23 protein-coding genes and 1 pseudogene are annotated in these 25,329 nt (G+C 64.5%); 7 read left to right on the forward strand and 17 right to left on the reverse strand.

Features of this window, described 5'->3' with window-relative positions; translation table 11 throughout:
* The first annotated feature begins 153 nt into the window (after nt 1-153).
* Nucleotides 154-435: a hypothetical protein gene (locus tag AC3WPZ_RS09730; RefSeq protein WP_492439331.1), complete on the forward strand. Its 282-nt coding sequence runs from the start codon at nt 154-156 to the stop codon at nt 433-435.
* A 99-nt stretch (nt 436-534) separates the two neighbouring features.
* The gene (locus AC3WPZ_RS09735) at nt 535-711 is read left to right on the forward strand and encodes a hypothetical protein (protein WP_492439333.1); all 177 of its coding nucleotides are present in this window, start codon (nt 535-537) and stop codon (nt 709-711) included.
* A gap of 125 nt (nt 712-836) precedes the next feature.
* On the opposite strand, the gene AC3WPZ_RS09740 is transcribed toward AC3WPZ_RS09735, so the two are convergent.
* Entirely contained in the window at nt 837-1,787 is a 951-nt protein-coding gene (locus tag AC3WPZ_RS09740) for an IS5 family transposase (RefSeq protein ID WP_492439386.1), read from the reverse strand.
* Between AC3WPZ_RS09740 and AC3WPZ_RS09745 the strand changes: the two genes are divergently transcribed.
* Nucleotides 1,787-2,455 carry a LysR family substrate-binding domain-containing protein gene (locus AC3WPZ_RS09745; RefSeq protein WP_297393939.1) on the forward strand — a complete coding sequence of 223 codons (669 nt, stop codon included), beginning with the start codon at nt 1,787-1,789 and terminating at the stop codon, nt 2,453-2,455. The genes AC3WPZ_RS09740 and AC3WPZ_RS09745 overlap by 1 nt on opposite strands.
* A 4-nt stretch (nt 2,456-2,459) precedes the next feature.
* On the opposite strand, the pseudogene AC3WPZ_RS09750 reads toward AC3WPZ_RS09745, so the two are convergent.
* From AC3WPZ_RS09750 to AC3WPZ_RS09825, 16 genes and pseudogenes are all read right to left on the reverse strand, one after another.
* Nucleotides 2,460-2,764 (reverse strand): annotated as a pseudogene (locus AC3WPZ_RS09750) (aminotransferase class III-fold pyridoxal phosphate-dependent enzyme); the annotation flags it as partial.
* Nucleotides 2,765-2,835: 71 nt separating this feature from the next.
* Nucleotides 2,836-3,252 carry an aspartate 1-decarboxylase gene (gene panD / locus AC3WPZ_RS09755; RefSeq protein WP_056278406.1) on the reverse strand — a complete coding sequence of 139 codons (417 nt, stop codon included), beginning with the start codon at nt 3,250-3,252 and terminating at the stop codon, nt 2,836-2,838.
* 11 nt (nt 3,253-3,263) lie between these two features.
* On the reverse strand, nt 3,264-4,289 hold the full coding sequence (bioB, locus tag AC3WPZ_RS09760; RefSeq protein WP_291086725.1) for a biotin synthase BioB: 1,026 nt from the start codon (nt 4,287-4,289) through the stop codon (nt 3,264-3,266).
* An 85-nt stretch (nt 4,290-4,374) separates the two neighbouring features.
* Nucleotides 4,375-5,163: a citryl-CoA lyase gene (locus tag AC3WPZ_RS09765; RefSeq protein WP_056278412.1), complete on the reverse strand. Its 789-nt coding sequence runs from the start codon at nt 5,161-5,163 to the stop codon at nt 4,375-4,377.
* A gap of 36 nt (nt 5,164-5,199) precedes the next feature.
* A complete protein-coding gene (locus AC3WPZ_RS09770; protein WP_236944073.1) occupies nt 5,200-6,045 on the reverse strand; it encodes an HpcH/HpaI aldolase/citrate lyase family protein in 846 nt (281 codons plus the stop codon).
* Nucleotides 6,042-7,406 carry an MmgE/PrpD family protein gene (locus AC3WPZ_RS09775; RefSeq protein WP_056278598.1) on the reverse strand — a complete coding sequence of 455 codons (1,365 nt, stop codon included), beginning with the start codon at nt 7,404-7,406 and terminating at the stop codon, nt 6,042-6,044. The genes AC3WPZ_RS09770 and AC3WPZ_RS09775 overlap by 4 nt, the downstream gene beginning before the upstream one ends.
* A 16-nt stretch (nt 7,407-7,422) precedes the next feature.
* Nucleotides 7,423-8,601, reverse strand: coding sequence for a CaiB/BaiF CoA transferase family protein (locus AC3WPZ_RS09780; protein WP_069047327.1), 1,179 nt, complete (start codon nt 8,599-8,601; stop codon nt 7,423-7,425).
* An 11-nt stretch (nt 8,602-8,612) separates the two neighbouring features.
* On the reverse strand, nt 8,613-9,770 hold the full coding sequence (locus tag AC3WPZ_RS09785) for an acyl-CoA dehydrogenase family protein (RefSeq protein WP_056278421.1): 1,158 nt from the start codon (nt 9,768-9,770) through the stop codon (nt 8,613-8,615).
* Between the two features lie 51 nt (nt 9,771-9,821).
* Entirely contained in the window at nt 9,822-10,604 is a 783-nt protein-coding gene (locus AC3WPZ_RS09790; protein WP_492439338.1) for an enoyl-CoA hydratase-related protein, read from the reverse strand.
* A gap of 31 nt (nt 10,605-10,635) precedes the next feature.
* Nucleotides 10,636-12,618, reverse strand: a complete 1,983-nt coding sequence (locus AC3WPZ_RS09795; protein WP_492439340.1) for an acetoacetate--CoA ligase — start codon at nt 12,616-12,618, stop codon at nt 10,636-10,638.
* Nucleotides 12,615-13,838 carry a CaiB/BaiF CoA transferase family protein gene (locus tag AC3WPZ_RS09800; RefSeq protein WP_056278429.1) on the reverse strand — a complete coding sequence of 408 codons (1,224 nt, stop codon included), beginning with the start codon at nt 13,836-13,838 and terminating at the stop codon, nt 12,615-12,617. The genes AC3WPZ_RS09795 and AC3WPZ_RS09800 overlap by 4 nt, the downstream gene beginning before the upstream one ends.
* A gap of 14 nt (nt 13,839-13,852) precedes the next feature.
* A complete protein-coding gene (locus tag AC3WPZ_RS09805) occupies nt 13,853-14,641 on the reverse strand; it encodes an enoyl-CoA hydratase/isomerase family protein (RefSeq protein ID WP_056278432.1) in 789 nt (262 codons plus the stop codon).
* A 208-nt stretch (nt 14,642-14,849) separates the two neighbouring features.
* The gene (locus tag AC3WPZ_RS09810; RefSeq protein WP_291086736.1) at nt 14,850-16,442 is read right to left on the reverse strand and encodes an AMP-binding protein; all 1,593 of its coding nucleotides are present in this window, start codon (nt 16,440-16,442) and stop codon (nt 14,850-14,852) included.
* Between the two features lie 99 nt (nt 16,443-16,541).
* Complete coding sequence (locus AC3WPZ_RS09815; RefSeq protein WP_492439343.1) at nt 16,542-17,480, reverse strand: electron transfer flavoprotein subunit alpha/FixB family protein; 939 nt, start codon at nt 17,478-17,480, stop codon at nt 16,542-16,544.
* The gene (locus tag AC3WPZ_RS09820; protein ID WP_291086739.1) at nt 17,480-18,229 is read right to left on the reverse strand and encodes an electron transfer flavoprotein subunit beta/FixA family protein; all 750 of its coding nucleotides are present in this window, start codon (nt 18,227-18,229) and stop codon (nt 17,480-17,482) included. Before AC3WPZ_RS09820 ends, AC3WPZ_RS09815 begins: the two co-directional genes overlap by 1 nt.
* Before the next feature lie 64 nt (nt 18,230-18,293).
* Nucleotides 18,294-18,899, reverse strand: a complete 606-nt coding sequence (locus tag AC3WPZ_RS09825; protein WP_291086741.1) for a TetR/AcrR family transcriptional regulator — start codon at nt 18,897-18,899, stop codon at nt 18,294-18,296.
* A gap of 151 nt (nt 18,900-19,050) precedes the next feature.
* Between AC3WPZ_RS09825 and AC3WPZ_RS09830 the strand changes: the two genes are divergently transcribed.
* The 4 genes from AC3WPZ_RS09830 (at nt 19,051) to AC3WPZ_RS09845 (ending at nt 25,323) form a co-directional block, all read left to right on the forward strand.
* Complete coding sequence (locus AC3WPZ_RS09830) at nt 19,051-20,187, forward strand: acyl-CoA dehydrogenase family protein (protein WP_297393952.1); 1,137 nt, start codon at nt 19,051-19,053, stop codon at nt 20,185-20,187.
* A 78-nt stretch (nt 20,188-20,265) separates the two neighbouring features.
* Nucleotides 20,266-21,474 (forward strand): acetyl-CoA C-acetyltransferase, encoded by a 1,209-nt coding sequence (locus tag AC3WPZ_RS09835; protein ID WP_492439346.1) that lies wholly within the window; start codon nt 20,266-20,268, stop codon nt 21,472-21,474.
* Nucleotides 21,475-21,519: 45 nt separating this feature from the next.
* Entirely contained in the window at nt 21,520-23,652 is a 2,133-nt protein-coding gene (locus AC3WPZ_RS09840) for a 3-hydroxyacyl-CoA dehydrogenase NAD-binding domain-containing protein (protein WP_492439348.1), read from the forward strand.
* Between the two features lie 51 nt (nt 23,653-23,703).
* The gene (locus tag AC3WPZ_RS09845) at nt 23,704-25,323 is read left to right on the forward strand and encodes an acyl-CoA carboxylase subunit beta (protein ID WP_492439350.1); all 1,620 of its coding nucleotides are present in this window, start codon (nt 23,704-23,706) and stop codon (nt 25,321-25,323) included.
* Nucleotides 25,324-25,329 lie beyond the last annotated feature (6 nt).

Raw genomic sequence — 25,329 nt, forward strand, 5'->3', positions numbered from 1 at the left:
ATGGCGGTCTCCTTGGTAGGTGGATGGGACCTCCATCGTGACCGAAAAAGACTCAGGAGGCGTCCATGCCATCCTCGCTGAACTCGCGGCGCGCATCCGCTGCGATTATTTTGCCGCCAGTGCGCGGCACGCTGCCCTCACCCGCCGCCGATCTTGACGTTGCCGCGCTTGATCGGCGTGCCGCTGTCCATGGGCGGCACTTCACAACGCGCCATGCTCGATACCTTCTTCGGTTCGCTCGATTGGCGCTGGGGGGGGTGCGGGCCTGAGGTGCCCGAGCGTCAGATGCCGTTCGAGGCCCTGGACAAGCTGGGCCCTGCCTATCTGCTGGTGCTGGACCGTGGCTACCCGGCGGCGTGCCTGCAGCAGCGCGGCATTCGCTTTTGCACCCGTGGGACAAGGTCAATGGCTTCAAGGCCGTGCGGGACTTCGTGAGAAGCGGGCTGGACCAGGCAACCGTGACCTTGAGGCCTCCCTTCGCGCCGCGATGCGCTGGACTATGGCTGTACGCCCGTTCCCGTCACGGTGCGGCTGGTGCGCCAAGTCACCCCCGAGGGCCAGGTTCGGGTGCTGCTGACCACCCTGCCCGCCGACGCCGTTGCCTGCAACGTGTTCGCCGACCTGTATCACCAGCGCTGGGGTGTGGAGGAGACGTCAAAAGCAAGGCTTAACGGGCTAAGGAAGGTCTGCAAAACACCCGCTGCAGCGTGAGCTGAGACGATGAATTTCGGATGACGATATTGAAGTCGGGTTCGGATGGTTTGCAAAGACGGATTTCGACCTTCTGCGGCCGTTTTGACCTGGCTCGCAGGGCATCGCCCGGGCTGCAGGCGCACTCACCCCTGCAACCTCAAGATCTGCCTGCGCACCATCCACAGATTGCTTAGCGCAAACAGCATCGTGAGGCGCGCTGTGTTCTTGGCCAAGCCCCGGTAGCGCACCTTGGCATGACCGAACTGCTGCTTGATCACGCGAAACGGGTGTTCCACCTTCGCCCGGATGCGCGCCTTGGTCTGCTCCAGTTTGTCCATGATCTCGCCCATGGGCGTGCTCTTGTCGAGCACCTTGCGCTTGCCCGGGCGCATGGCCACGTGCCAGTTCGCATTGATGCCCTGCGTTTCTTCGCGCTTGGCCACACCCTGGTAGCCCGCATCGGCGAACACGTCCGTCTCTTCTCCATGCACCAGCGCGCCGGCCTGTGTCACGTCGTTGACGTTGGCCGCCGTGCCCACCACGCTGTGCACCAGGCCCGAGTCGGCATCCACGCCAATGTGTGCCTTCATGCCGAAGTGCCATTGGTTGCCCTTCTTGGTCTGGTGCATCTCGGGGTCGCGCTCTCCCGTGCTGTTCTTGGTCGAACTGGGCGCGGCAATGATGGTGGCGTCCACCACGGTGCCGGTCTTGAGCAACAGGCCTTGATGGGCCAGTCCGGCATTGATGGTAGCCAGCACCTGAGGGGCGAGTTGGTGTTTCTCCAGCAGGTGGCGAAAGCGCAGGATGGTGCTCTCGTCGGGCAAGCGCGCGGCGCCGTCCAGGCCCACAAAGCGACGGTACAAGGGGCGCTCGTGCAGCTCTGCTTCCATCGCCGGATCGCTCAGGTTCCACCACAGCTGCAGGCAGTGGATGCGCAGCATGGTCTCGACCGCAAAAGGCGGGCGTCCACCCAGCGCCTGGTGTGCTCCACGGGCGTGTGGCTGGATGAGCGCAACCAAGGCCTGCCACGGCACAATCTTGTTCATCTCTACGCAGCGCTGTCGTCGCTCTGCGTAACGGCGTTGGCGGGCGATTGCGCATTGGCTTTGTAGGCTCCGCCACCTATGCGATGCTGCCACGCGTACTGCCGCTTTTTCGCGAGCGCTACCCGAATGTGGTGCTCGACTTGCGCGAAGGCACGACCACACAGATACTTCGCGACCTGGAGGCTGGTGCGCTGGACCTAGGGCTCGTTCGATACCCCGTGGCAGAAGCCACACCGATCGAAATCAGACCGGTGGAATGGGACAGGCTGGTGGTCGCCTTGCCGATGCACCATCCGCTGACCCGGCGCAAACGCGTGGCGCTATCGGACTTGGCCAATGAAGCTTTCATCATGTACTCAGCGTCGAGCGCGGTAAACCTTAGAGCACAGGTGATGCTGGTCTGCCAGACCGCTGGCTTTACTCCCCGGGTCACGCAGGAAGCCGTGCAGGTTCAGACGTTGGTCAGTCTTGTGGAAAGCGGCATCGGGGTGGCATTGGTCCCTGCAGCATGCAGCACAGGTTCCACCAGGCGAGTGGAGTTTCGCGATGTGTCGTCAGAAGCATCGCTCGCGGTAGCGCTCGGCGTGGCAATGCAGCCGAGCGCCGACGGTAGCGCTGCACAGCGTTTCCGGCAGATGTTGGAAGAGAACCCTCCTCAAAACGGTGACACTGTTCTTTTGCGTCGCCGAAAGCCAGTTCCGCGCGGATCACTTTGACGCTCTCGGTGGCGCTGGCGCCGTCGCTCCCGGTGAAGGCGTGGCCCAGGCCAGTGAGCGCAGCCAGGCGCTCGGACAGTTCAACCGCCGGCCCGTGGGTGAAACCAGCCAGCATCACGTGGTCGAGCGTGTGCAACTGATCGATCAGCGCGGTGCGGATGGCGGGGTGGTTGTGCCCGAACAGGTTGACCCACCAGGAGCTGATCGCATTCAGATGGCACCAGCCTCCGTGGTCGCGCAGCCACACGCCTGGGCCCGCGCCACGGGAATCAGCGGCAGCGCAGCACCCTCGGACGCGTGCAGCTTCATCTGGGTGCAGGGGTGCCAAACCCCAGCCGGGCTGCGCTAGCGCCAGGCGTCGTTGGCCGACACAGGTAGCATCAAAGCTCGGCGCCTAGGGGCAGGATGACCGGATCGCCGGACTGCGGACCGGCGGGCTCGCTGCGGGTCTCGACGATGCGGTTGGCGGCGTCGGGGAACACCAGCTTCGGCACGGCCTCGTCGAGCTTGTCCTCGTGAACCATGCCAAAGGCCGCGATGATCACCAGGTCGCCCACACTGGCGCGCCGGGCGGCCGAGCCGTTGAGCGAAATGATGCCGCTGCCGCGCGGCGACTTGATGGCGTAGGTGATGAAACGTTCGCCGTTGTTGACGTTCCAGATGTGCACCTGTTCGTTGGGGCGGATGTTGCTCGCCTCAAGCAGGTCTTCGTCGATGCCGCAGGACCCTTCGTAGTGCAGCTCGCAGTGGGTGACGGTGGCGCGGTGGATTTTGGATTTCAGCAGGGTGCGAAACATGGTCGTGGTCCTCAGGCGCCCATAGTGTGGCGCGCATGCAGGCCCAGGCGCTGCATCAGCGCCCGGTCGCGTTCGATGTCGGGGTTGCCGGTGGTCAGCAGCTTCTCGCCATAAAAGATGGAGTTGGCGCCGGCCGCAAAACACAGGGCCTGCACCGCATCGCTCATCTGCTGGCGCCCGGCCGACAGGCGCACCCGGGCCCGCGGCATGGTGATGCGGGCGACCGCGATCATGCGCACGAACTCCAGCGGGTCCAGTTCGGCCTGATCGGCCAGCGGCGTGCCTTCGACCTTGACCAGGTTGTTGATCGGCACCGATTCGGGGTAATCGGGCGCCAGGTTGGCCAGCTGGGCGATCAGCGCCGCACGCTGCACCCGCGTCTCGCCCATGCCCACGATCCCGCCACTGCAGACCCGGACGCCCGCCCCGCGCACGCGTTGCAGGGTGTCGAGCCGGTCCTGGTAATCGCGCGTGGTGATGATGTCGCCGTAAAAGTCGGGGGCGCTGTCCAGGTTGTGGTTGTAGTAGTCGAGCCCGGCGTCGCGCAGGGTTTCGGCGTGGCCCTCGTTGAGCATGCCCAGGGTGGCGCAGGCCTCCAGGCCCACGTCCTTGACCGCGCGCACCAGCTCGGCCACGGCTTGCACGTCGCGGTCCTTGGGCGCGCGCCAGGCCGCGCCCATGCAGAAGCGTGTGGCGCCGGCCGCCTTGGCGCGCACGGCCGCGTCGCGCACCTCTTCCACCGCCATGAGCTTGCTGGCCGCTACGCCGGTGTCGTAGTGCACCGACTGCGGGCAGTAGCCACAGTCTTCCGGGCAGCCACCGGTCTTGATCGACAGCAGCGTGGCAAGCTCGACCTCGGTCGGGTCGAAGTGCTCGCGGTGAACGGTCTGCGCGCGAAACAGAAGCTCGGTAAACGGCTGATCGAACAGCGCCACTACGGCTTCGGTCGACCAGGCTCCCACGCTCGATGCCTCGGCAGTCTGCGAAGGTGATTGCACCCAGTGAATGGGTTCTTCTCTCAGGATCGTGTCATTCATCGCGCAATACTCCAGTGGTGTCCAGCAAAATTCAATCGATAGATCGACGCGGGCGCATCGTGCCTGCAAGGCCAGCCACAGCGCTTCAGGCGCCTTGCGGCCTGATGTGCTGGGTGGCCTCGTCTTCGACCCGCTGCCAGATCTCGACCGCCATCGGGTTCTTGCTCTCTTCCAGGATGTGCCCCACCAGCCCGATGGCACGCGCCAGGACGCCGATGCCGCGCACGATTTTCCATGGCAGCCCGAGTTCGCAGCTGATGGCGCCGATGGCGCCGGTCGCGTTGACGGGAAGCGACTTGCCAGCGGCGCGTTCGGCCTCGTCGCAGATCAGTTGTTCCAGGCGGATGTAGTCGCCGGAAAAGCCGTTGTCTTTGGCGATCTGGAACAGGCGCGGGGCACGCGGATCGACCGGCTTGTGCAGCGGATGGCCGAGCCCCGGAATGATCTGGCCACGCTCTCGGTAGGCCGCCACGGTTTCGCGCGCAATGCGCTCCAGATCGGCGTCGCGTGTGCCCGGCGGCAGCGCCTCGTACAGCATTTTGGCGGTGCCTTCGGTGCTGCCGACGAACACGCTGCCCAGGCCGCACAATCCGGCCGCCACCGCCGCCTGCAGCGATTCGGGCGCACCGGCGTAAGTCAGTCGCGCGACCAGCGCACTCGGCGTGATGCCGTGTTCGACCAGCGTCACCGCGATCGCGTTGAATACGTTGGACTCCTGCGGCGTCGGCATGCGCCCGACGATCTGCAGGAAGGCCATATCACCCAGGTTGAGATGGCCAAGAATTTCGTCGGGCAGGCTTTTGCCGTGCACCTCGATGCGGTCGGGGGTACTCCACGCAATGTCGGAGCGGATGGGTTTGTTCTTGCGGGTCATGAGAAATTCCAGTCGGTTTGGGGTGGGCTTAAAAAATCAGGCGCTCAGACCCGCGTCGCGCAGCACGGCTTGTGCACGCTGGTACACCGGCAGATCGACCATCTGGCTGTCAACCGCCACAGCGGAACCACCCGCCGTTTCAAATGCTTTGCAGACGCGGCGCGCCCAGTCAAGCCGTTCGGGGGTCGGCGTGAACACCGCCTGGACGATGGCAAGCTGCTTCGGGTGGATGCACAGCTTGGCACCAAAGCCGAGTCGACGTGAGCGTTCAGTGTCCGCCTGCAAGCGTTGCAGGTCCTCGATCGCGGTGCTGACACCATCAACTGGCGCGGCCAGCCCGGCCAGCCGCGAGGCCAGCACCACTTGTGAGCGGAAAGCCAGCAGCTCTGACTCCGCGCCATCGGGCGCACAGTCAATGCCCAGATCGAGCGCCAGATCGACGCTGCCAAAAGCCAGGCGGATCACGCCCGGCACGCTCGCAATGCTGTGGATTTCCCTAAGTCCGCGCGCCGACTCGATGATCGGCAACACGTCCTTATAGGTGATCTCGACCACGGTGCACACGGCATCGATACCCTCGGCCTTGGGCAGCATCACCGCCGCCACACCAGGATGGCGACACAGTTCGAGATCGTCTTCAAACCAGGGCGTGCCAGCGGCATTGATGCGCACAACCAGCGGTGCCGACGCATCAAGCGCCGCCGCCAACGCGTCGCGTGCGCTCGCCTTCGCCTCGGGGGCAACCGCGTCTTCCAGATCAACAATCACCGCGTCGGCGCCGCTGGCGCGCGCCTTGGCAAAACGCTCAGGCCTGTCTGCGGGCACAAAAAGATAGGCACGCGGCAGGACATGGAGGCCGGGGGTGCTGGTCGCCATGCTCATGCCGCCAACCAGCGCTCGATGTGCGGCGCCTCGGCGACCGCCCAGACGCGCGCGATCAGTGCCTCCACCTCTGCAGGCGTGGCCCCCTTGCCGTAGGCCGCCAGGCGCTGCGCCTTGTCTTCCAGCTCGGCACGTGTCAGGGTGTTGCCAGGGTCGCCTTTGGGCTCATCGACCCGCGCGCCAAAGGTGTGGCCATCGCGCGTGCTCACCGTTACCTTGCCGATCCAGCGCTGCGGGTAGGCCTTATCGACCTCGGCGTCGAGCTGCATCGTCACGCGGTCGCGCAAGGCGGCCACGCGCGGCGCGAGGTAATGCGCTTCAAATTCATTCAGCCCGGCAAAGCCGTATTCGGCGGCCAGCGCCAGCACCGTGCCCATTGAGAATTTGGCCTGGTGCACGGTGGCGGGCACGGTGACGCGGCCCAGCACGTCGATGGCGCCCTGGTGCACATGGGTGGTCACCGCGGCAATATCGTCGGCCTTGAGCCCATGCGTCTGCATCAGCGCCAGCAGCGCGTCGGCGCTGGGGTGGGTGTGGCGGCACGAGGCGTGGTATTTGAACGAGGTTTCCGCCGTGGCCCAGCGCTGGCCCAGGCGGTCGGTCAGGCGCGCCGGATCGGCGTCGTTCGACATGCCCGCAGCCATGCCTTGCGCGCCTTCCAGAATCTGGCGCGCGCCGGTCAGCCCCTCGCGCGCCAAGTAGGCGCAAGCCAAGCCGCTGGACGCCGCATGCGCGGTGTGCAGTTGCTTGGAGTCGGCGGCGTCGCGCAAAAACTCCCACAGCCCGGCGGCTTGTGTGCCGGCGCTGCCGAAGGCATGCAGCATGGTGGTCGCATCGAGCTTGAGCAGCCGTCCGGCCGCCGCAGCGGCGGCCAGCGTGCCGGCGGTGGCCGTGGTGTGAAAGATGCGGTAGTGCGAGCGGCCCAGGAACTCGCCCACCCGAATGCCGACTTCATAGCCCGCCACTACGGCGGCCAGGAACTCGCGGCCGCTGGCACCGATGTCCTGCGCGATGGCCAGCGCCGCCGGGAACACGACGGCTGCGGGATGAAACACCGAGCCGTTGTGGACGTCATCCTGCTCGGCGAAATGCGAGGCGGCCGCGTTGACCATCGCAGCGAAATGGGGCGAGGTGGTGCGGCGCGAGATCAGCACCTCGGCGCGGCCGGAGGCCGGCCCCATGGTGCGGGCATAGGCTTCGATGGCCTCGACCGGCCGGGCGCCCTTGCCCGCCAACGCGGAGGCGTACCAGTCGAGGAACAGGTCTTCGGTTCGGCGCAGCACCGGCGCCGGAATGGTGTCGAATGACAGATCGGCGGCAAAGGCAGCCAGCGTCGCGCTCGGGTTCGTATCTGGGGTCATGGCATCGATCTCGCAGTCAGATGGCTTGGTCTGCACGCAGCCGGGCGATGTCAGTCTCGCCGTAGCCGAGCTCGGTCAGGATGGCTTCGGTGTGCTGACCCAGCGCAGGCACCGGCCCCATGGGCGGCGGCGGCTCGCTGCCCTGGACGTGGTGCGGCGGGTACAGCGCCGGCAGCGTGCCGCCTGGCGAACCGATCTCGGTCCAGCGCCCACGCGCCGCGAGTTGCGGGTGCTTCCACAGGTCGGCCATCTCGTTGAGCTGGCCGTTGGCGATTTGCGCCGCATCCAGCCGCGCCACCAGTTGCGCCGCGGTCAGAGTGGCGCAGACACCTTCGATGATGCCGCGCAGTTTCTCGCGCTGGGCCAGCCGGTTGGCGTTGCCCAGGTACTGTGCGGTCAGCTCGGGCAATTGCAACACCTGGTTGCAGAAGGTGGCCCATTCGCGGTCGTGCTGCACCGCCAGCACCACCTGCTTGCCGTCGCCGCAGGTAAAAGGGCCGTAGGGGTATATGGCGGCGTGCGAGGCGCCGGCACGCAGCGGCGGCGGCTGGCCATCCAGCGTGTAGTAGAGCGGGAAGCCCATCCATTCGGACATGGCTTCGAGCATGGAGATTTCGAGCCGCTGGCCACGCCCCGTGCGCCCGCGCTCCAGCAAAGCGGCCAGCACGCTGCTGTAGGCGTACATGCCAGCGGCGATGTCGGCAATCGACAGCCCGGCCTTGGATGGCGTCTCCGGCGTGCCGGTCACCGACACAAAACCGGCTTCGCTCTGGATCAGCAGGTCATAGGCTTTTTTCGCGGTGTAGGGGCCGCCGTCGCCGTAGCCCGAGATGTCGCACACCACGATGCGCGGGTTGACCGGCGCCAGGCTGGCATGGTCCAGTCCCATGCGCGCGGCAGCACCGGGCGCCAGATTCTGCACCAGCACGTCGGCGCGCTCCACCAGCTTTTGCAGTACGGCGCGTGCGGCCGGGTGTTTGAGGTCGAGCGTCAGGCTTTCCTTGGAGCGGTTGCACCAGACGAAGTGGGAAGCCGAGCCGTGGGCCCGGCTGTCGTAGGCGCGGGCGAAGTCGCCCTCGCCCGGACGCTCGACCTTGATGACGCGCGCGCCGAGATCGGCCAACTGGCGGGTGCAGAACGGCGCGGCAATCGCGTGCTCCAGCGTGACAATCAGCATTCCTTCCAATGGACGCATGGCAATTTCTTTCAGAATGAGCGCGGCAACTCGAGCACATGCTCGGCCACGTAACTCAGAATCAGGTTGGTGGAGATCGGCGCCACTTGGTACAGCCGGGTTTCGCGGAACTTGCGCTCGATGTCGTATTCGCAGGCAAAGCCAAAGCCGCCATGGGTCTGAATGGCGGTGTTGGCCGCCTCCCAGGAGGCTTTGGCGGCCAGGTACTTGGCCATATTGGCCTCTGCGCCACACGGTTGGTGGGCGTCAAACAGCTCGCAGGCACGCCAGCGCATCAGGTCAGCGGCTTCGGTCTCGATGTGGGCCTCGGCCAAGGGAAACTGCACGCCCTGGTTCTGCCCAATCGGGCGGTCAAACACGCGGCGCTCGCGGGCATAGCGGGCGCTGCGCTCGACGAACCAGCGGGCGTCGCCAATGCACTCGGCGGCAATCAGCGTGCGCTCGGCGTTCAGGCCGTCCAGGATGTACTTGAAACCTTTGCCCTCCTCGCCGATCAGGTTCTCGGCCGGGATTTCGAGGTTGTCGAAGAACAGCTCATTGGTCTCGTGGTTGACCATGTTGCGGATCGGGTTCACAGTCATGCCCTGGCCAATGGCCTGGTGCAGGTCAACGATAAAGATCGACATGCCCTCTGACTTGCGCTTCACATCCTTGAGCGGGGTGGTGCGTGCCAGCAAAATCATCAGATCGGAGTGCTGAATCCGCGAGATCCAGACCTTCTGGCCATTGACCACATAGCGGTCGCCCTGCTTGACTGCGGTGGTCTTGATCTTGGTGGTGTCGGTGCCTGTGGTTGGCTCGGTCACGCCCATGGACTGCAGGCGCAGATCGCCGCTCGCGATTTTTGGCAGGTAGCGGCGCTTTTGCTCGTCCGAGCCATGGCGCAGCAAGGTGCCCATGTTGTACATCTGGCCGTGACAGGCGCCGGCATTGCCGCCGCAGCGGTTGACCTCTTCCATCACCACCGAGGCTTCGGCCAGACCCAAGCCAGCTCCGCCGTACTCCTGCGGAATCATCACCGCCAGCCAGCCGGCCCTGGTCAGCGCGTCCACACACGCCTCGGGGTAAGCACGGGCATCGTCAATCTTGCGAAAGTACTCGTCAGGGAAGCGTTTGAAAAGATCGCGCAGCGCGGCACGCAACTCGGGGTAACGTTCTTGGTTCATCATTTTCAGTCTCTAAAAGTTCCCCGCCGAGCCGCGCAGGATAAAGGTTACCGGTTAGCGGAATTTGCTGAAGTCGGGCTTGCGTTTCTCAAGAAAGGCGCTGGCCCCTTCCTGCTGCTCGCCGGTACTGAAATAGTTAGGTGCCACTTCCTGGATCAGGTCGTTCATGTCCTTGCCCATGATCGGAGCCATGTGGTGGTAGAACGAACGCTTGACAATCTTCAGGCAGGTCGGCGACAGCGACAGCAATTCGTCGCAGTACTTCTGCACCTCTTCGTCGAGTTGGGCCATGGGCACCACCGAGTTGGCCAGACCCCAGTCGAACGCCTGCTTCGCGCTGTAGCGGCGGCACAGCATCCACAGTTCGCGCGCCCGCTTGTGGCCAAGCACATTGGCCGCGTGCGAGACGATGTAACCACCGGCCGGTGAGCCGACGCGTGGCCCGTTCTGACCAAAGATCGCATGCTCGGCGGCAATCGTGAAGTCACAAAAGTAGGCAATGTGGTGACCGGCACCAATGGCATAGCCGTTGACGCGCGCGATCACCGGCTTGGGACATTCGGCGATCTGGCGGTTGAAGTTGAATTCCAGGTCCTGCAGGCTGCTCTTGCCACCTTCGCCCTTTTCCCAGTTGACATCACCGCCGACACAAAAGGCGCGCTCGCCAGCACCGGTCAGCACGATCACGCCGACCTTCGGATCGTCGCCGGCCTGGGCCAGCAGTCGCTCCATGTCCTTGATGGTGTCACCAGTGAAAGCGTTGAGCGTCTTGGGCCGATTGATGGTGATGGTGGCAACGTAATTTTTGACGTCGTAAATGACTTCCTGATCGCTCATGGTGTTTCTTCGTGATATTGGTTGGGAGAAACTATCGGGTCTGCGTGGCACGCACGCGCGCAAACTCAAGAAACCAGTCAAGCCTGGCGGGGTTGGCCAGCGCATCGCGGTTGACCACTTTGTCGATGGGCTGGCCGAGCAGCAGCTTCTTGATCGGCAGTTCGAGCTTCTTGCCGGTGAGCGTGCGCGGCACCTCGGCCACGGGAAACACCTCGTCCGGCACATGGCGCGGCGACGCGGCCGCGCGGATGGCGCTCTTGATGCGCCCGATCAGCGGCGCGTCCAGCGCCACGCCCTGGCGCAGCACGACGAACATCGGCATATAGCTTTCGCGCCCCAGAAACTCAAGATCGACCACCAAACTGTCGAGCACTTCGGGCAGCGCCTCGACCACGCTGTAGATATCGCTCGTGCCCATGCGCACGCCGTGGCGGTTGATGGTGGTGTCGCTGCGGCCGTAGATGATTGCGCCGCCGCGCGGTGTGATGCGAAGCCAGTCGCCATGCCGCCAGACGCCGGGGTACATGTCGAAATAACTGTCCAGATAGCGCCGGTTGCCGGGGTCGTTCCAGAAGTAGAGGGGCATGGACGGCATGGGCGCGGTGCAGACCAACTCACCCACCTCGTCCACGACCGGCTGGCCCTGCTCGTTGAAGGCCTCGACGCGCGCCCCGAGGCAGCGCCCTTGCATTTCTCCCACGACAACGGGCAGGGTCGGCACGCCGCCGACGAAGGCCCCTGCGAAGTCGGTGCCGCCGGAGATCGGGTTGATCCAGACATCGCGCCCGACATGCTTGGCAATCCACTGGTAGCTTTCCAGGGACAGTGGCGAGCCGGTCGAACCCACGGTGCGCAGCGGCCCCAGCGCGCCCACCTCGCGCGGCTCTACGCCTGTTTTCTGGCAGGCCGCATAAAACGCCGCACCGGCACCCAGAAACGTCACGCCGACTTCCCCCGCGAAGCGCCACAGCGTGGTGTAGTCGGGCCAGGCCGGGGCGCCGTCGTACAGGCAGACCGTCGCCCCCACCAGCAAGCCACCCACCTGGCAGTTCCACATGATCCAGCCCGTGGTGGAAAACCAGTGGAAGCGGTCTTCGGGACCGAGGTCGTTGTGCAGGCGCATCAGCTTGACCTGCTCCAGCACGATGCCGCCATGGCCGTGCACGATGGGTTTGGGCAAGCCGGTGGTGCCCGATGAATACACCACCCACAGCGGGTGGTCGAAAGGCATTGACTCAATGCGCAGTTCAGCTGGGCCGCTGACCACCTCGCTCCAGAGCACGCCACCGCGCAGCGCGCCCACGCTGGCGCTGCGCTCCAGGTAGGGCAGGAGCACGCAGCGCTCGACGCTGGGCAGCCCGTCGAGCAGCATGGCCACGGTGTCGCGCCGGTCGAAGCGCTTGCCACCCCAGCGGTAGCCATCGACCGCGATCAACACCTTCGGATCGATTTGCCGGAAACGGTCCAGCACCGTGGGCGCCCCCATGTCGGGCGAGCACACCGACCAGATCGCCCCCACGGAAACCGTGGCCAGAAAAGCCACGATGGATTGCGGAATATTGGGCAGGTAGGCCACCACGCGGTCGCCCGGCCCCACGCCCGCTGCGCGCAGCCACTGCGCCAGCGCCGCCACTTGGTCCTGCAGCGTGCGCCAAGACATGTCCGCCCGATCGCCCGCTTCATTGCGAAAAACGATGGCCGGTCTGGCATCCGTAGCGTGCCGGAACACCTGCCGCGCATAGTTGGTGCGCGCGCCCACAAACCATTGCGCGCCCGGCATCTGCCGATCGCTCAGAACCGGGCCATTCCAGTCGTCGAGCGGAAGCTCAAAATAGCCGACGATGGCGCCCCAGAAACCCTCCAAGTCATCCACGGACCATTGCCACAAGGCCTCGTAGCCGGCAAAGCGCACGCCTTTTTCGCGTTCCAGCCATTGTTGGAAACAGGTCAACTCGGCACCCGCGATGCGATCCGCGCTGGGGATCCACAGAATGTCGGGCGAAGTTTTGCTCATGGTTTCCCTACTGCTGCGGTTGCCATGGCAGTTTCGTGCAGGCGCACGACCCCGTCGCGCACCAGTTGGGCAATCTCCGGCCCACCATAGCCCAGTTCGCCCAACACCGGCCCGGTATGCTGCCCCAGCGCGGGAGGTGCCAGCATGTCACCGATCTTGCGCATGCCCGCGGCAAGCTGCGCCGGAAAAGGGATTAGCGGCAGCCCCGGCATCTCAGGATGCTCCACGAAGCGGGCGACCAGCACCGGGTCGGCCATGGCCTCGGACACCGTGTTCACCGGACCACAGGGAATATCGGCGGCCTCGAAGGCTGCCACCCAGGTAGCCGCCGAACGGGTGATGAAAATCGCCTCCAGTTCAGCCAGCAGCGCCGGCCGGTTGGCAATGCGCACCGCATTGCGCTGGTAACGCGGATCGTTGAGCCACTCCAGCCGCTCGATGACGGCGCAAAACCGCTTGAACGCACCTTCATTCACCACCGACACGCTGAACCAGGCACCGTCGGAGCCTCGAAAGTGACGGCTCGGCACAGCAATCGGCAGGTTCACCGCACGAACCGGCTCGCGCTGCTCAACCGCATATTCACCCACCTTGCTGGCAAGAAAATTGAACATGGTGTCCACCAGGGACAACTCCACGCGCTGCCCCTGGCCGGTCTGCTGCCAATGCATCACCGCGGCCAGCACGCCCAACGCGCCGCACATGCCGGACGCCACATCGATGATCGGCAAGCCGATACGAACCGGTGGATTGCCCTCTTCCCCGCTTGCGTAGAAGGCCCCCGTCATGCCCTGCACCACGCTGTCGACCGAGGGCCTGAGCCGGTAGTCGCCCTGCTCACCGAAGGCGCTGACCATGTAGTACACCAGCGTCGGGTTGATGCGCCGCACCGCGTCGTAGGTCAGCGCATGTGTCTCGGCAAAGTCGGGGCGAAAGTTGTGCACCAGAACCTGGGCTTTTGAAATCAGCCGCTCCAGCACCGAGCGCCCAGCAGGGGTGCGTATGTCCAGCGCGATCGACTCCTTGCCCCGGTTGCAGGTCATGAAAGCGACGCTGGAGTCGCCATAAAACGGCGGGCCAAAATGCCGCCCCTCCTCGCCGGTGATCGCCTCGACCTTGATGACGCGCGCGCCCAGATCGGCCAGCACCATGGCCGCGTAAGGCCCGGCAATCAAGCGGGACAGATCGATGACGGTGATGCCACTCAGAATGCCTTGCACGGCGCCGCCCTTTTTTACTTGCTGGCGCGCGAGCGGGTGCGGAAAGCCGCAATGCCGGCGCGATGCTCAGGCGTGTCTTCGAGCACCGCCATGTGCGAGGACACCATGTCCAAGTGCGTGGCGAGCGCCATGGTCTGGCTTTGGTAGACGGCGCGGCGAAAAAAGCGTACCGCCTGCTGCGGCTTGGCGGCAATGGTGCGCGCCATATCGTAGGTGGCGGTCATCAGTTCGGCATCGGGCACCACGCGATTGACCATGCCAATGCGTTCGGCCTCTTCCGCCCCCACCACGCGACCGGTCCAGAACAACTCAAGCGCGCGCGCGGTGCCAATCAGGCGCGGCAAGTACCAGGCACCGGCATCACCAGCCATCAGTCCGATGTTGATATAACTCTCGGCAAGCGTGGCTGAGCTGGCCATCAAACGGATATCGCACATCAAAGCCATGTCGCAGCCAGCGCCTCGCGCAGCGCCGTTGACAGCGGCAATGACCGGTTTTTCCATCCGCTCCAGCGTGAGCGCAATGCGATGCACGTGGCGGTACAGAAAATCCTTGCGTCCCATGCTGTCCATTTCGCTGAATTTGGCCATCTCCTCGAAATCGCCGCCGGCACAAAAAGCACGACCGGCACCGGTGACGACGATGACCTTGACTCGCTCATCAGCTTCGGCCTGCTCAAGTGCTGCGCGCCAAGCATCCACCATCTCAAGATCGAAGGCATTGAGCTGATCGGGCCGGTTGAGGGTCAGGGTCGCAATGCCGTCGGCATCAACCGCAAGCAAGATGGCAGGAACGACGGACATGGAAAACCTTTCTGACGGTGGGATGAACAAGGATCAAGGATCAAGGGCGACTGTCCGCGCCTGCCGGAAACCGCCTGGTTTCGATAAAGGTCATGCGAACATATTGACAGAACGGTGGTTAGTTAGAACCTCAAGCCGAAGCACGCCTTGCAAGCAGCCTGGTCACAGGCGCGGGCGTGTGTTGCACACCCCATGACCTTCCCGACACCTATCGTTCAATGTCCTCGTACAGGGCGCGATAGCTGTCACGCAGCGGATGCTTTTGAATCTTGCCGGTGGAGGTCATCGGCAAGGCATCGACGATGCGGATCGCCTTGGGCACCTCAAAGCCACCGAGATGCTCCTTGCAGTGGTTGATCAACTCGGCCTCGTCGGCCTGCGCCCCTGGCTTGAGCACCACGAAGGCGGTGACCGCCTCGACCCAGCGCGGGTGCGGCAAACCTACCGCCGCCACATTGGCCACCGCCGGGTGGCGCAGCAACGTGGCCTCGACCTTGATGGACGGCACGTTTTCGCCGCCGGTCTTGATCATGTCCTTCTTGCGGTCCCTGAACATCATCTGGCCATCGACCCACATGCCGAGGTCACCGGTGTGGTGCCAGCCGAAAGCGCGTGCCTCGGCGGTGGCTTCGGGATTTTTGTAGTAGCCCTCCATCACGTTCGGACCGCGGTGCACGATCTCGCCGACCTCGCCGGGGCCGAGCAGCTGGCCCGCGTCGTCCATCACCGCCGTGTCGTTGATCAATGCACTGACGCCCCAGTAGGAACCAAAGCGTTTAAGCTGCTCTTCGGGCCGGAAGGCCATGGTGAGCGGGTACATCTCGGTCTGGCCGGTGGCCAATGAGTAATTCGGGCAGAACTCGGCGATCAGGCGGCGCAGCAGGGTCTCGGCCATGGGCGCCATGGCGTACACGCACATGCGCAGGCTCGACAGGTCGCGCCCCGGGCGCGAGGGATGATCGAGCATGGCCTGGTGCATCAGCGGCAAGCCCACCAGCAAGGTCACCCGTTCACGCTCGATGGCGTCGAGCATGGCGGCGGGTTCGAAAGCGCGCATCACAATCACCGTGCCGCCGCCCGCCAGCACGCCGCACATCAGCGTGTGCTGGGCGCAATGAAAGAGGGGCAGCACGGCAATGTTCACGGCATCGCGCCACACCCCCAACTCAAGCGCGTTGTTCATCGCTGCCATCACCACCGACAAATGGCTTTGCATCACCCCTTTAGGGCGGCCGGTGGTTCCGCTGGTGTACATGATCTGGGCTACGTCGCGGTCATGAATTTCGACCTCGGACTCAGTGGCAGACTGCGCAGCAATCGCTGCAGCGAAGCTGCAGAAAGCCCCAGCCCCCTCGCCTTCCAGCACCCATCCGCGACCGGGCTGCGCCTCGATGGCTGCACGCAACTCCGGGCGCACCAGCAGAGCGGCATCCACCAGCAGGAAGCGCGCCTCAGAGTGGTCGATGATGTAGCGAACGTCATCCAGCCCCAGGCCGGTGTTGATCGGCACCCAGATTAGGCCGGCGCGATGGATGCCGAACATGGCCACCAGGAACTCAAGCGAGTTATTGCATAGCGTGGTCACGCGGTCACCTCGCACCAAGCCAGCGGCCAGCAAGGCATTGGCGCAGCGGGTCACGCGCTCATCGAGCTCACCGTAGCTCATGCTCTGATCGCCGAGCACGAACGCCGTCTTGGCGCGGTCTCGCGCTGCCGAGCGGCGCAGGAAGTCGCCGATGGCCACGCGGGCAATTGCGCCAGGGGATGGCACATCAGCGATGACGGAGGTTGATGGGCTCATGATCGATGTCTCCTACTTTTTGAATTGTTTGGCCGGTGCCGCCGACCATACTGCCAGGAACAGGCCTGGCCTCTGCTTTACCTCGGCATCCGCTGCAACCTATAACGCAGTCACCAATTCGGGCACCGCTGTGAACAGATCCGCCACCAGCCCATAGTCGGCCACCTGGAAGATCGGCGCTTCGGCGTCCTTGTTGATCGCAACGATCACCTTGCTGTCCTTCATGCCGGCCAGGTGCTGGATGGCGCCCGAGATGCCAACCGCCACGTACAACTGGGGTGCCACGATCTTGCCGGTCTGGCCGACCTGGTAGTCGTTGGGCGCGTAGCCGGCGTCGACGGCGGCGCGCGAGGCGCCGATCGCCGCGCCAAGCTTGTCGGCCAGCGGCTCCAGCACGGCGTGAAACTTGTCGGCCGCGCCCAGTCCGCGTCCGCCCGATACGATGACCGATGCAGCGGCGAGTTCCGGGCGCTCCAGCTTCACCACCTCACGCCCGACCAGGGTGGTCAAGCCGAGATCGCCAGCCGCGTCCAGCGTCTCGACCGCTGCCGTGCCGCCCGCACCGACCGGGTCGAAGGCGGTGGTGCGGATGCTCAGCACCTTGATGGCATCCTTCGATTGCACGCGGGCCAGCGCGTTGCCGGCATAGAACGGGCGCAGGAAGGTGTCGGGCGACTCGATCGCGATCACGTCCGACACCTGGGAGGCGTCCAGCAAGGCCGCCACGCGCGGCAGCACGTTCTTGCCAAAGGCGGTGGCTGGCGCCAGCACATGGGTGTAGCCGACATCGGCGCGCACGCGTGAGCGCACCAGCTCGGCCAGGTTCTCGGCCAGGTGGGCCTCTAGGTGCGCCGCGTCAACGTGCAGCACCTTGCTCACGCCCCCAACCGCCGCCGCAGTCTGGGCCACGGCAGCGCAGTTGCGGCCCGCCACCAGCACATGAATGTCGCCGCCGATGCGCGTGGCGGCGGCAATCGTGTTCAGCGTGGCCGCTTTGAGTACGGCGTTGTCGTGTTCCGCAATGATCAGGGTTGTCATCAGATCACCTTCGCTTCTTCTTTGAGTCGTTTGACGAGTTCGGCCGGGTCGGCCACCTTGATGCCGGCCTTGCGGGTCGGCGGCTCGCTGACGTTCAGGGTCACGGTGCGTGGCGCAATGTCGATGCCGAGCTCGGCCGCCTTGATCACCTCCATCGGCTTTTTCTTGGCCTTCATGATGTTGGGCAGCGTGATGAAGCGCGGCTCGTTCAGGCGCAGGTCGGTCGTGATCACGGCCGGCAGCTTCATGGCCAGGGTTTCCAGGCCACCGTCGATCTCGCGAGTGATGGTGGCCGTGTCGCCGCTGATCTGCACCTTGGAGGCGAAGCTGGCCTGGGCCCAGCCCATCAGCGCGCCAAACATCTGGCCAGTCTGGCCAGCGTCGTCATCAATCGCCTGCTTGCCGAAGATGGCGAACTGCACACCTTCTTTTTGGGCCACATGCTGCATCAGCTTAGCCACCGCGAGCGGTTCGAGCGCGGCGTCAGTTTCAACCAGCACGGCGCGATCAGCGCCGATGGCCATGGCGCTGCGCAGCGTTTCCTGGCAAGCCGCCGGGCCACAGGAAACAACGATCACTTCAGAAGCGACACCGGCCTCCCTGAGGCGCACCGCCTCTTCGCATGCGATCTCGTCGAAAGGGTTCATGGACAACTTCTGGTTCGCGAGATCGACTCCCGAACCGTCGGACTTGACGCGGGCCTTGACGTTGTAGTCCAGCACCCGCTTGACGGCGACCAATATCTTCACTTTATCTCCATGTGACTAAAATAAACAATTGAAAACGGTAAGATGGAAGCCGAATCCGGCCCGTTCAATCACTGCTCACTCCCGATGCGGCCACACGAGGAAACAGCATCGCGTACATGCGCTGCGCCAACGCATCGATGTCCAGACGCCCGCCAGGCCGGTACCACTGCGCCGTCCAGTTGAGGGCACCGAGAACTGTCTGGCGCACCAACACGACATCTGTATCGACCAGGCCCAGCGCCGCAGCCTCGCTGATCGGCGTCATCCACAAGGTCTCGTAGGCGTCGCGCGATGCCATCACCCGGGTCTGGGCGGCCGGCGAAAGGCTGCGCCACTCATAGAGCAGCACGGTCATGGCGTCGAGCCTCGTACCCAGCAAAGCCTTCAGGTGGCTGCGCACCATCGACAGCAGCCGCTCGGGCAAGCGAACTTCGCCAGCCAGCCCGTCGCGCACCGACCGCATGATGTCGCGAACACCCTCCTCCATGATCGCCACCAGCAGATCCTCCTTGGTCGCGAAATGGTAGAAGAGCGAGCCTGAAGTCATGCCCATGGCTTGGGCAATCTCGCGCACCGAAGTGCGCTCAAAACCCTGGCGCCGGAACCGGCTCGCCGCGGCCGCCAGGATCGCATCTCTGCGCGAGAGTGGGTTGTCTTGCTCCTTTGCCATGCCGTATACTATATCATCTAACAAGCGTTTGGTCGATTGGTTTGTCTATCGTGCGTTGGGTGCTTCCGGCGCTTTCCCACGTGGACGAGCAACTCTTCGAGACCGTCGGCCATGCCAGTGCCAATGCCAATCGAACTTCATGGACAGACCCATGCTCAACCGCACCCTCTTCGGTGAAGAACACGAACTCTTCCGGGACCAGGCACGTCGCTTTCTGGAAGAAGAAGTCATACCTCATCACGCCGGCTGGGAAAACGATGGCATCGTGCCGCGCGCCGTCTGGCGCAAGGCCGGCGCCGCCGGCCTGCTGTGCCCCGCCATACCCGAGCAATACGGCGGCGGTGGCGGTACGCGCCTGCACAGTGCTGTGCTCATTGAAGAAGTCTCGCGCGCCGGCACCAGCGGCATTGGCTTCGGCCTGCACTCCGACATCGTGGCACCCTACATCCTGGCCTACGGCACCGAGGCGCAAAAGCGCAACTGGCTGCCGAAGATGGCCACCGGCGAAGTGATTGGCGCCATCGCCATGACTGAGCCGGGCGCGGGCAGCGACCTGCAAAGCGTGCGCACCAGTGCGGTCCGTGACGGCGACGAACTTGTGATCAATGGTCAAAAGACCTTTATCACCAACGGCCAGAACGCCGACGTGGTGATCGTTGTCGCCAAGACCGACCCGACGCAAGGCGCCAAGGGAACCTCGCTGGTGCTGGTCGAGACCAATCGCCCCGGCTTCACGCGCGGGCGCAATCTCGAAAAAATCGGCATGAAGGCGCAGGACACCTCGGAACTCTTCTTCGAAGACGTGCGCGTGCCGGCCAGCAACATCCTCGGCGGCGATGGCAAGGGCTTTTTCCTGCTGATGCAGGAACTGGCCTGGGAGCGCATGCAGATCGCCATCGGCGCGGTGGCGGGCGCCGAGGCCGCGCTCGAATGGACCCTGGCCTACACCAAGGATCGCAAGGCCTTCGGCCAGCGCGTGATCGATTTCCAGCACAACCGCTTCAAGCTCGCCGAAATGAAAACCGAGGTGCAGATCGCACAGGTCTTTGTCGACCGTCTGCTCGGCCTGCTGATGGACGGTCAACTTGATGACGCCACCGCCGCGATGGCCAAGTACTGGACCACCGACCTGCACTGCAAGGTGATCGACCAATGCCTGCAGATGTTCGGCGGCTTCGGCTACATGTGGGAGTACCCGATTGCCCGCGCCTATGCGGATGCGCGCGTCGCGCGCATCTACGGTGGCGCCAACGAAATCATGAAGGAAATCATCAGCCGCACGCTGTAGCAACTGCTGCCAGCCGCCTGCCGCTCTTCCGCCCTCTTGCCTATCGCATCCCCAGATTCAGAAAGAAGGAAACCCAACATGACCGAAGCATTCATTTTCGACGCCGTGCGCACGCCGCGCGGCAAGGGCCGCAGCGCGGGTGCGCTGCACGGCACCACGCCCATCAGTTTGGCCATTACCGCGCTGCAGGCACTACGCGACCGCAACACCCTGGACACCGCCTTCGTGGACGACATCATCCTCGGCTGCGTCGAACCCGCCGGTGAGCAAGGCGCCAACATCGCGCGCGTTGCGGCCATTGCCGCCGGGTACCACGAAAGCGCTGCCGGCGTGCAGGTCAATCGCTTTTGCGCCTCGGGCCTGGAGGCCTGCAACATGGCCGCCGCCAAGGTGATGTCGGGTCAGTCGCCACTGGTCATCGGCGGCGGCGTGGAGAGCATGAGCCGTGTGCCCATGGGCACCAGCGGCGGTGCCTGGGCGATTGACCCAGCGGTGGCGATTCCGACCTATTTCGTGCCGCAGGGCATTTCGGCCGATCTGATTGCCACGCTTTACGGCCACAGCCGCAGCGACGTCGACAGCTACGCGGTCGAAAGCCAGCGCCGCGCCGCACTCGCCTGGGCCGAGAGCCGCTTCGCCAATTCGATCGTTCCCGTGAAGGATGTGAACGGTTGCATCGTGCTTGAGCGCGACGAACACATGCGCGCCGAAACCACGCTGGAGTCGCTGGCCAAGCTGGAGCCTGCTTTCAAGGTGCAGGGCGAGAAATACGGCTTCGACGCGGTGGCCATTCAGCGTTATCCCGAGATCGAGCGCTTGGTGCACGTGCACCATGCCGGCAACTCATCGGGCATTGTTGACGGCGCGGCTGCGGTGCTGGTCGGCAACGCCGAAGTCGGCAAACGGCTGGGCCTGAAAGCCCGTGCCCGCATCCGCTCGTTCGCCTCCATCGGCAGCGAGCCCACCATCATGCTGACCGGCCCCTCCTATTCGGCGGAAAAGGCGCTCAAGCTCGCTGGCATGAAGGCCAGCGACATCGACCTCTATGAACTGAACGAAGCCTTCGCCTCAGTCGTGCTGCGTTTCATGGAAGTGATGAAAGTCACGCACGACAAGATGAACGTCAACGGCGGGGCGATTGCGATGGGGCACCCCCTGGGCGCGACTGGCGCGATGATTCTGGGCACCCTGCTCGACGAACTCGAGCGGCGCAACCTGTCGACCGGCCTGGTCACGCTGTGCGTGGGCGCCGGCATGGGCACAGCCACCATCATCGAGCGCGTCTGAAGCCTCGGCACGACGTGAACCTCATCACAGACCTGGATCACCAACATGACGATTGACTACAAGCTTGATGCCGATGGCATCGCCACCATCACCTGGGCCATGCAGGACGTGCCCATGAACGTCCTCAACGAGCAATCCATTCCTGCCTTCTCCGACGCCGTGCGCAGGGCCGTCGCGGACGCTGCCGTCAAGGGCGTGATCGTCACCTCTTCCAAGCCCGAGTTCATCGCCGGTGCCGACCTCAACATGATGCTCGCCATCACGGACGTTGCCGAAATGATGGACTTCGTCACCCAGTTGCACGCCCTGATGCGCGGCATTGAGAAAAGCGGCAAGCCCTTCGTCGCGGCCCTCAACGGCACCACGCTGGGCGGCGGCTACGAGGTCGCGCTGGCCTGCCACCGACGCATCGCCGCCGACAACCCCAAGGCCCAGATCGGCCTGCCCGAGGTGGGCCTTGGCCTGCTGCCCGGCGGCGGCGGCACGCAGCGTCTGCCGCGCATGATCGGTGTGCGCAACGCGCTGCCCTTCCTGCTCGAAGGCAAAAAGCTCGCCCCGCAAAAAGCCCTGGAAGCGGGTCTGGTCGATGAAGTCGTGCCGGCCGACCAACTGCTGGCCCGCGCCAGGCAGTGGCTGCTGACTGACGGTGCCGCTGCCGCTGTTCAGCCCTGGGACCGCAAGGGTTTCAAGCTGCCGGGCGGCGCCGTGCAAAGCCCCATGGGCTACGACACTTTGACCGCTGGCAACGCCATGCTGCGCGCCAAGACCTTTGGCAACTATCCCGCACCTGAGGCGATCTTGAACTGCGTCTACAACGGCTGCCAGATCGACATCGACACCGGCTGCAAGGTCGAGATGCGCGAGTTCGTCAAGCTGACGACCGGCAAAGAGGCCAAGAACATGATCCGCTCGCTGTTCTTTGGCATCCCCGCCGCCAGCAAGCTGGCCTCCCGGCCCAAGGGCGTGCCTCAGGCCAGCTACCGCAAGGTCGGCATTCTGGGGGCTGGCATGATGGGCGCGGGCATTGCCTTCGCCGCCGCCGAGGTCGGCATGGAAGTGGTGCTGCTCGACAGCAGCACCGACAGCGCGGCCAAGGGCAAGGCCTACAGCGAGAACCTGTGGAACAAGCGCGTGGCCGCCAAGCGCATGACCGAGGCCGAGTGCACTGACAAGCTCACCCTGATCAAGCCGACCACCGACTTCGCCGACCTGACAGGCTGTGACATTGTGGTCGAAGCGGTGTTTGAAGACCGCGCCATCAAGGCCGACGTGACGCGCAAGGCCGAGGCGGTGATCGCCCCCGGCGCCCTCTTCGCCTCCAACACCAGCACCCTGCCCATCAGCGGGCTGGCCGAGGCGTCCGCACGTCCGGCCAACTTCATCGGCCTGCATTTTTTCTCGCCAGTCGACAAGATGCCGCTGGTGGAGATCATTCGCGGCCAGGCCACCAGTGACGAATGCCTGGCCCGTGCCATGGACTTCGTCAAGGCGATCCGCAAGACGCCCATCGTCGTCAATGACAGCCGCGGCTTCTACACCAGCCGGGTGTTCTCGACCTACGTCGGCGAAGGCCTGGCGCTGCTGGCCGAAGGCGTGAAGCCGGCGCTGATCGACAACGCCGGGCGCATGGCCGGCATGCCGGTGGGGCCGCTGGCGCTGGCCGACGAAGTCTCGCTCGAATTGATGGCGCGCATCCGGAAACAGACCGCCACCGACCTCGGCAAGGCCTACCAGCGCAGCGCCATCGACGACGTCTGCGACCGCATGGTGGACCAGCTGGGACGACTGGGTAAAAAAACCGGCAAAGGTTTCTACGACTACCCACAAGATGGCCAGAAACAACTGTGGGCAGGCCTGGCGCAGGCGTTCCCGCTGGCGGCCACGCAACCCACGGTCGAAGAGGTCAAGCAGCGCCTGATGTTCATCCAGTCCGTCGAAACGGCACGCTGCCTCGAAGAAAAAGTTCTGCTGGCACCAATCGATGCCGATGTCGGCGCGATCCTGGGCTGGGGCTTCCCAGCCTACCTGGGTGGCCCGATCGGCCAGATCCACAGCCAGGGGGCGTCCGCCTTTGTCAAAGTCTGCGAGAGCCTGGCAGAGCGGCACGGTGCGCGCTTCGCGCCGCCGCAGTTGCTGCGCCGCATGGCCGCCCAGGGTGAGCGTTTTTACGACCTGTAAGCAGGCCTGTGACCCCATTCGTTCACTGCGACCTTTCAGCGAGAACCGCCCATGCCCGCCATTCAAAGTCAAGTCGACCCGCAGTCAGAGAGCTTCCAGCGCGAGCGCGCACAGATGCTCGCGCTGATCGACAGTTTCCGCACGCTCGAAGACCGTGTGCGCAACACGTCGAACAGCCAAGAAGCCAAGTTCCGCGCCCGCAAACAGCTGCTGCCGCGTGAGCGCATCGCGCTGCTGCTCGACCGCGGCTCGTCGTGGCTGGAGTTTTCGACCCTGGCCGGCTTCAGGATGCACGACGACGACGGCGAGAAGAACGTGCTGGGGGGCGGGATCATCTGCGGCATCGGGGTGGTGTCGGGCATCCGTTGCGTGGTGATCGCATCCGACAGCGCGATCAAGGGCGGCACCATCACACCGATGGGCATGAAGAAGAGCCTTCGCGCCGAAGCCATCGCACTGGAGAACAAACTGCCAGTGGTGCGACTGGTCGAGTCCGGCGGCGCCAACCTGATGCATGTGGGCGAGGTGTTCATTGAAGGCGGCCGCGGCTTCGCCAACCAGGCGCGGCTATCGGCCAGGGGCATTCCACAGGTCTGCGTGATGCACGGCCACTCAACTGCCGGCGGCGCCTACCTTCCGGGCATGTCCGACTATGTGATCATGGTGCGCGGCCGTGCAAAGGCTTTCCTGGCCGGCCCACCCTTGCTAAAAGCCGCCACCGGCGAGATCGCCACCGACGAAGAGCTGGGCGGCGCCGAGATGCACTGTTCGATGTCGGGCGTGGCCGAGTACCTGGCCGAGGACGATGCGGACGGCATCCGCATCGCACGCGACATCTTGGCGCGGCTGCAGTGGAACGACCGCTTGCCGATGCGCGCGGTGAAGACCTGGAAAGAGCCGCGTTATCCGTTCGAGCAACTGGCGGGCGTGGTGCCGGTTGACTTTCGCCAGCCCTACGACATGCGCGAAGTGCTGGCGCGGGTGATCGACGACTCCGACTTCCTCGAATTCAAATCGTTGTACGGCTCCAGTACCGTGTGCGGCCATGGTGCCATCGAGGGATACCCTTGCGGCTTCATCGGCAACAACGGGCCCATTGATCCGCAAGGCGCCACCAAGGCGACCCAGTTCATCCAGTTGTGCTGCCAGTCGGGCACCCCGATCGTCTATCTGCAGAACACCACCGGCTTCATGGTCGGCAAGGATGTGGAGCAGGTCGGCATGATCAAGCATGGCGCCAAGATGATCCAGGCCGTGGCCAATGCCACCGTGCCGCAAATCACCGTGATGACAGGTGCCTCCTTCGGTGCCGGCAACTACGGCATGTGTGGCCGCGCCTACGATCCGCGCTTCGTGTTCGCCTGGCCCAACGCGCGGGTGGCTGTGATGGGCGGCGAGCAGGCCGCCACCGTGATGCGCATCGTCACCGAAGAAAAATTTGCCCGCACCGGCAAGGAGCCACCCGCCGAAACCATGGCCACCATGAAAAGCGAGATCCTGGCACGTTTTGACCTCGAATCGCATTCGCTGTTTGCCACCGCGCGCCTGTGGGACGACGGCATCATCGACCCGCGCGACACCCGCCGCGCGCTCGCCACCACCCTGGCGGTGTGTCGGGAAGCCGGGTTGCGGCCCTTGCTTTCGAACACCTTTGGCGTGGCACGGATGTGAGAACCC

Source organism: Hydrogenophaga sp. FW305-3-2-15-A-LB1, from assembly GCF_058787875.1.

Excerpts from the sequence above, each read along its gene's own strand:
- panD (WP_056278406.1), bottom strand. The coding sequence starts at position 3,252 with ATGTTTCGCACCCTGCTGAAATCCAAAATCCACCGCGCCACCGTCACC.
- bioB (WP_291086725.1), bottom strand. The coding sequence starts at position 4,289 with ATGAATGACACGATCCTGAGAGAAGAACCCATTCACTGGGTGCAATCA.
- AC3WPZ_RS09765 (WP_056278412.1), bottom strand. The coding sequence starts at position 5,163 with ATGACCCGCAAGAACAAACCCATCCGCTCCGACATTGCGTGGAGTACC.
- AC3WPZ_RS09770 (WP_236944073.1), bottom strand. The coding sequence starts at position 6,045 with ATGAGCATGGCGACCAGCACCCCCGGCCTCCATGTCCTGCCGCGTGCC.
- AC3WPZ_RS09775 (WP_056278598.1), bottom strand. The coding sequence starts at position 7,406 with ATGACCCCAGATACGAACCCGAGCGCGACGCTGGCTGCCTTTGCCGCC.
- AC3WPZ_RS09780 (WP_069047327.1), bottom strand. The coding sequence starts at position 8,601 with ATGCGTCCATTGGAAGGAATGCTGATTGTCACGCTGGAGCACGCGATT.
- AC3WPZ_RS09785 (WP_056278421.1), bottom strand. The coding sequence starts at position 9,770 with ATGATGAACCAAGAACGTTACCCCGAGTTGCGTGCCGCGCTGCGCGAT.
- AC3WPZ_RS09790 (WP_492439338.1), bottom strand. The coding sequence starts at position 10,604 with ATGAGCGATCAGGAAGTCATTTACGACGTCAAAAATTACGTTGCCACC.
- AC3WPZ_RS09795 (WP_492439340.1), bottom strand. The coding sequence starts at position 12,618 with ATGAGCAAAACTTCGCCCGACATTCTGTGGATCCCCAGCGCGGATCGC.
- AC3WPZ_RS09805 (WP_056278432.1), bottom strand. The coding sequence starts at position 14,641 with ATGTCCGTCGTTCCTGCCATCTTGCTTGCGGTTGATGCCGACGGCATT.
- AC3WPZ_RS09810 (WP_291086736.1), bottom strand. The coding sequence starts at position 16,442 with ATGAGCCCATCAACCTCCGTCATCGCTGATGTGCCATCCCCTGGCGCA.
- AC3WPZ_RS09815 (WP_492439343.1), bottom strand. The coding sequence starts at position 17,480 with ATGACAACCCTGATCATTGCGGAACACGACAACGCCGTACTCAAAGCG.
- AC3WPZ_RS09825 (WP_291086741.1), bottom strand. The coding sequence starts at position 18,899 with ATGGCAAAGGAGCAAGACAACCCACTCTCGCGCAGAGATGCGATCCTG.
- AC3WPZ_RS09830 (WP_297393952.1), top strand. The coding sequence starts at position 19,051 with ATGCTCAACCGCACCCTCTTCGGTGAAGAACACGAACTCTTCCGGGAC.
- AC3WPZ_RS09835 (WP_492439346.1), top strand. The coding sequence starts at position 20,266 with ATGACCGAAGCATTCATTTTCGACGCCGTGCGCACGCCGCGCGGCAAG.
- AC3WPZ_RS09840 (WP_492439348.1), top strand. The coding sequence starts at position 21,520 with ATGACGATTGACTACAAGCTTGATGCCGATGGCATCGCCACCATCACC.
- AC3WPZ_RS09845 (WP_492439350.1), top strand. The coding sequence starts at position 23,704 with ATGCCCGCCATTCAAAGTCAAGTCGACCCGCAGTCAGAGAGCTTCCAG.